This is a genomic window from Micromonospora sp. LOL_023 (genome assembly GCF_048060115.1).
Classification (GTDB): Bacteria; Actinomycetota; Actinomycetes; order Mycobacteriales; family Micromonosporaceae; genus Micromonospora_E.
This window is the reverse complement of sequence record NZ_JBHMIM010000126.1, coordinates 1-4542: the sequence shown is the minus strand read 5'-3', so window position 1 is coordinate 4542 and position 4542 is coordinate 1. Positions and strand designations below refer to the sequence as shown.

At 65.1% G+C, this 4542-nt stretch carries 5 protein-coding genes; 2 read left to right on the top strand and 3 right to left on the bottom strand.

The window, feature by feature from the left end; translation table 11 throughout:
- On the top strand, window positions 1-590 hold a 590-nt coding region (locus tag ACFHVL_RS30775; RefSeq protein ID WP_416632113.1), incomplete at its 5' end, for a hypothetical protein.
- 11 nt (window positions 591-601) lie between these two features.
- Here the strand turns inward: ACFHVL_RS30775 and ACFHVL_RS30770 are convergent.
- From ACFHVL_RS30770 to ACFHVL_RS30760, 3 genes are all read right to left on the bottom strand, one after another.
- A complete protein-coding gene (locus tag ACFHVL_RS30770) occupies window positions 602-2515 on the bottom strand; it encodes an ATP-binding protein (RefSeq protein WP_416632112.1) in 1914 nt (637 codons plus the stop codon).
- Between the two features lie 258 nt (window positions 2516-2773).
- Window positions 2774-3331 carry a DUF6879 family protein gene (locus ACFHVL_RS30765; RefSeq protein WP_416632111.1) on the bottom strand — a complete coding sequence of 186 codons (558 nt, stop codon included), beginning with the start codon at window positions 3329-3331 and terminating at the stop codon, window positions 2774-2776.
- 6 nt (window positions 3332-3337) lie between these two features.
- The gene (locus ACFHVL_RS30760) at window positions 3338-3559 is read right to left on the bottom strand and encodes a hypothetical protein (RefSeq protein ID WP_416632110.1); all 222 of its coding nucleotides are present in this window, start codon (window positions 3557-3559) and stop codon (window positions 3338-3340) included.
- A 331-nt stretch (window positions 3560-3890) separates the two neighbouring features.
- On the opposite strand from ACFHVL_RS30760, the gene ACFHVL_RS30755 reads away from it, so the two are divergent.
- Window positions 3891-4298 (top strand): hypothetical protein, encoded by a 408-nt coding sequence (locus ACFHVL_RS30755; protein ID WP_416632108.1) that lies wholly within the window; start codon window positions 3891-3893, stop codon window positions 4296-4298.
- Window positions 4299-4542 lie beyond the last annotated feature (244 nt).

Below are 4542 nucleotides of genomic sequence, written 5' to 3'. Positions count from 1 at the left end.
CAACTCGCCTCGTGTCCGGTTCTCAACACGGACAGAACCTCTCAAGCCGGAACAACGCCGGGGCCGTGGGTCTTCAGGGTGCTCTATCACCACGGCTTTACATTCGAAGCCAAGGCCAAGGTTTACTACGTGATCTGCCCCTGCAAGGCGCACTCGCGGCAGGCGCATCGCAGACCCAGCGACTCCAGAGACTACGGCGAACAGCTGCTGTCGTGGGCGCGGAAGCTTCGCTGTTGGCCAGAGAAGAGGGGCGGGATGTTGTCATGCGGGTCCGTATCACCTTGCGGGTTGCGGAACCCGACCGACGCGAGGTGCGAGTGCCTGCAAGCCGACTCCGTCAAGAAGCCAACCGCATCATGGAAGCCCTACTCGACGCCGAGGAAGATGGCAGGATCGCGAACCTCGCCACCGAGACGGACGCGACCGAAAACTCGATCACGGTCGAAGCAATCGTCCCGTCCTACGACGCAGAGGCGGCAGCTCAGTCACTCAAGTCACTCCTGGCACCCTTCGTTTCTACGGGGGCCGGCCGGTCAGCTGGTAGCGCGTTGACATACGAAATGATCGACTCCCGAGCAGAGGATTTGTAGTAGCGCGCACGCTATGCGGAGTCGCCGGACTGTGTGATGAGGCGTTTGACGGTGCTGGCGTGGGGGTCGCCGAGTTGATCGAGGATTTGGAATGCCTGCTGCCAGTAGTGTTGCGCGTCGTCTGGCCGGCCGGTGGCGTGGAAGGTATCGCCGAGAGCGGCTGAAGTCAGTCCTTCACTACGTCGGTCATCGAATCTGCGGAAGAGTGTCAGTGCCTGCTCGTGCTGTTGTCGGGCCTGGTCGAGTTGGCCAGCCTGCTGGTAAGCCAGTCCGAGGGGGTAGGAGGCCCAGGCAACGCTCCATTGGTCGTTGATGCCGTCCAGGATGGAGACCGCTTCCTGGTAGTGAGCGATGGCAGTGTCGAGGTGTCCTCGTGCGCGGTGGCAGTTGCCGAGGCTGAGTAGTGACATGCCCTCGCCTCGGGTGATTCCGAAGTTTCGGAAAACTTCCCGTGCCTGGCCGTACAGGTCAAGGGCTTCTTCGATGTTCCCAGATTCCTCGTGGATGAGACCTTGGCCACGGAGACAGAAGCCTTCTACCCAGTGGTCGTCAACGTCACGGCTCGCGTTGACACCCTGACGGTAGTAGTCGAGGGCGGTGTCACGCTGTTCCATCCGCCAGTAGGCATCGGCGAGGCAGCGAAGGTTGGCTGCCTCGCCGAGGCGCGATGCGGCGGATCGGGCGGCACGTAGGCCGGTCAGGTGCACGTCTCGCCAGTCAGCCCAGTACGACTTGAGTTCGAAGAATCCGTCGCTGACGACGGGCAGCTGCCAGGCAACGTCGTGGTCGCCCAGCTCGTCTGCCTGCCGGATGGTGTCGAGGATGTTCAGCCGCTCCCGCTCGAACCATGCCATCGCCTCAGCCACCGTGCCGGGAGAGGTGACCGGAATGTTGGTTTCGGCTGGGGGGAGGGCGATGGCGTGGGAGTAGGGAAGGATTACCTTGCGGCCTTCCTCAGCCGTCCACAGGTACCAGGTGTACCCGCGGCGTCGTGCTCGGCGTTGCTGCTCGGGTGATTCTTCGGCTTGCGCACGTTCGAGGGCGTATGCACGCAGAAGGTCGTGGAACAGGAATCGGTCGCGGGCAGGATTCTGGATGAGGTGCGCCGCGCTGAGCTGGTCAAGCAGGCTACGAGCTCGCGGGAGGCTGACACCGGCGATGGCTGCCGCTGCGGCGATGGAAATATCGGAGCCGGCATGCAGCCCGAGGAGGCGGAAGAACCGCGCCGCATCCTCGGGCAACGCCCGGTAAGACCAGGAGAACACCGTCCGGACATCGGAGAGTTCATCGTCGTCGACCGTCAGGGCGTCAAGCTGCTGGTCGACGAGCGCGAGGTCGGTCACGAACTCTGCGAGAGTGGCGTAGGGGGCGTTCGCGATGCGCTCCGCGATGATGCGCAGGGCAAGCGGGAGGTAGGCGCAGCGGCGGGCGAGTTCGGCGGCAGCCCCCGGTTCCGTGCTGACCCGGTCGCCGCCGACACTGTCGCGCAGCAGCGCGATCGCCTCTTCGGGAGACAGGACGTCCAGGGTCATCCGTGACGCTCCTTCCCGTGCGACCAGCCCGGAGAGCCGGCTACGGCTGGTGATGATGGCCATGCAGGTCGGTGTGGCGGGCAGCAGTGCCCGCACCTGGCCGACCGTGGAAACATTGTCCACCACGATCAAGACCCGTTTGCCGGCCAGTACGGACCGGTAGAGGGTGGCGCGTCCCTCGGTGTCGGTCGGGATCTGTTCGGCCGGTACGTGAAGTGCCCGGAGGAAGGCGTCCAAGGCTTGGCCGACAGCGAGGGCCGGGCCTGGCCCGTAGCCACGCATGTCGATGTAAAGATCGCCGTCGGCAAACCACTGTCGGACCCGGTGAGCCCAGTGCACGGCCAGCGCTGTCTTGCCTACCCCAGGAGCGCCCGCGATGGCCGCGACGGTCATAGCGGAACTACCCGTTGCGGTGGTTCCGTCAACGGTGGGTAGCGCCGCGTCCAGTCGGTTGAGGGTCTGCTCGCGGTTGACGAAGCGGGTTGGGTCCAGCGGCAGTTGGCGAGGTGGCGGTGGTGCAGGCGGTGTCGCGTGACCGAGCAGGTTGATGCCGCCGTACACCGTGCCGGCCTGAACGACCGCCTCAGCATCGCCTGACGATTCATTGCGCGCCGTGTGCACGCTGTCTCCTCACGGGCGCGAGCTGTAGGCCTATGGGGAGCTGGGTTGGAGGCGGTCTGCGTAGGTCCGGTATGGCATCGACGCCGAGACGGCGGCATCACGCCACAGGTTGGCCTGGACGATCCTGGCGGGATCGCTGATCAGCTCGCCGGAGACGAACTGTCCTTCCTCGTCGTAGTACATCGCTACGAGCTGCGAGGAGTCGAACAGCCAGTAGTCGTAGTGCGGCAGCGCAGCCGGCCAGTCGTTACCAGCGACCGCGATGAGGCGAACGTCCTCGCCGGCCTCGACCGTGTGTTCGTAGGCCCATCCGCATTCGAACCGGACGTAGTCCGACAGCGGCTCGGTGACAACATGGACCCGGTGCATCCGCTTGCCGGCTGACACCGCCGCCCGTACGGTGTCGCACCAGGCGGCGATCCCGGGGAACTCCCCGCGACTCTCGCCTGCCAAAAACCGAGTGAACTCATCCTGCTCGTATGACACGTCGTACCGTTGAAGCGTCTCCAGCCGGTACGCCGTGTAACGGAAGTCGCGGAACAGCTGGTTGAACTCGTCGTCATCCAGAGACGCGAACGATCGGGTCAACCTCGATCACCGCTGTCCGGACTCGCGGTAGCGCTCGATCGCGCCGAGAACCACGTCGGCAGAGATCCGAACCGCGCCCTCGCCAGGAAGGACGTTCTCCAGCTCGCCGAGGGTGTCGCCGTCGAGCAGGTGGCCCTGGATGACCAGCTCGCCGCTTTCCGCGAGGTAGACCGTCGGGCAACCGTTGCCACCCGACCCAGGATCCTTGTAGAGCTTGGTCAGCTTCACTGCGGTCTCCTTCGAAGCATGACGAACAGCTTGCGCCGTCGGTGAGCAGACTAGTGCTTAGCGTAGTGGCCGAACAAGTCTGTATCGTCTATCCGATTCTGCCGTCTCGGGCCCGCGCATCGTCGCCCGAGCCCAGGCGTCAAGGTGTCAGCAGGGCGGAACGATCCGGCCGGCTGTTCGCGACCCCAACGCCTCGAAGGCGGCTTCGGGCACCGACGTGCTCGGTTGGGAGCGCCGTGCTGGGCTGGGATCGGCAGTAGCATCGAGGTAGGCACATGGGCCGCGCCTGTCTCTGGATGACTTCCTGTCAGTCGGCGCTGGATGTTCGGAGGTGAGCGCCACCGTGGACCAGCTCATGGCTGCTGCTGCCACAACGCTTGTTGCGTGGACGACCACCGAGATCGCCCAGGGCGGCCGGTCGGCGGTGTCGGCGCTGATCGGCTTCCTGCGTGACCGATTTCGGCGAGCACCAGAGGAGCAAGCGGTCATTGAGGGCGTGCTTCTCGAGCCGTCACCGGACGCCGTTCACTCCCTCGCCGAACTGCTGGATCGAGAGGCGCTGCGCGACCCGGCGTTCGCCGCCGAGTTCCGGGCCCGATGGGAACAGACCCATGCCGCCGTAGTCCGGAGTGCGAACAGCGTCACGAACTCCATCTCGGGTGACGTCAGCGGACCTGCGGTGCAGGCACGCGACATACACGGAGGCATCTCCTTCGGTGGAGGTTCCGTGCAACCCTGATCCCAGAACACTTGCAAACGCCTGGTATGCCGTCATCCGGGCGCTGCAAAACGGCCGCTACTGTGCCTCCACGGCGGCAGCCGGCGCCGGTGCGGGGTAGCTATTCACCGGGGGCGGGTGAGTTTTCCGGCATTCCGGGCGGTGGCGTGACCTGCGGTGTCTTCTGGGTGTGTTGGTCGTTGCAAGGGGCATGGCCGTCGATCCGTTGCTGTGCTCGCGGGAGGAGCTGCTTGCCCTCGTCGCG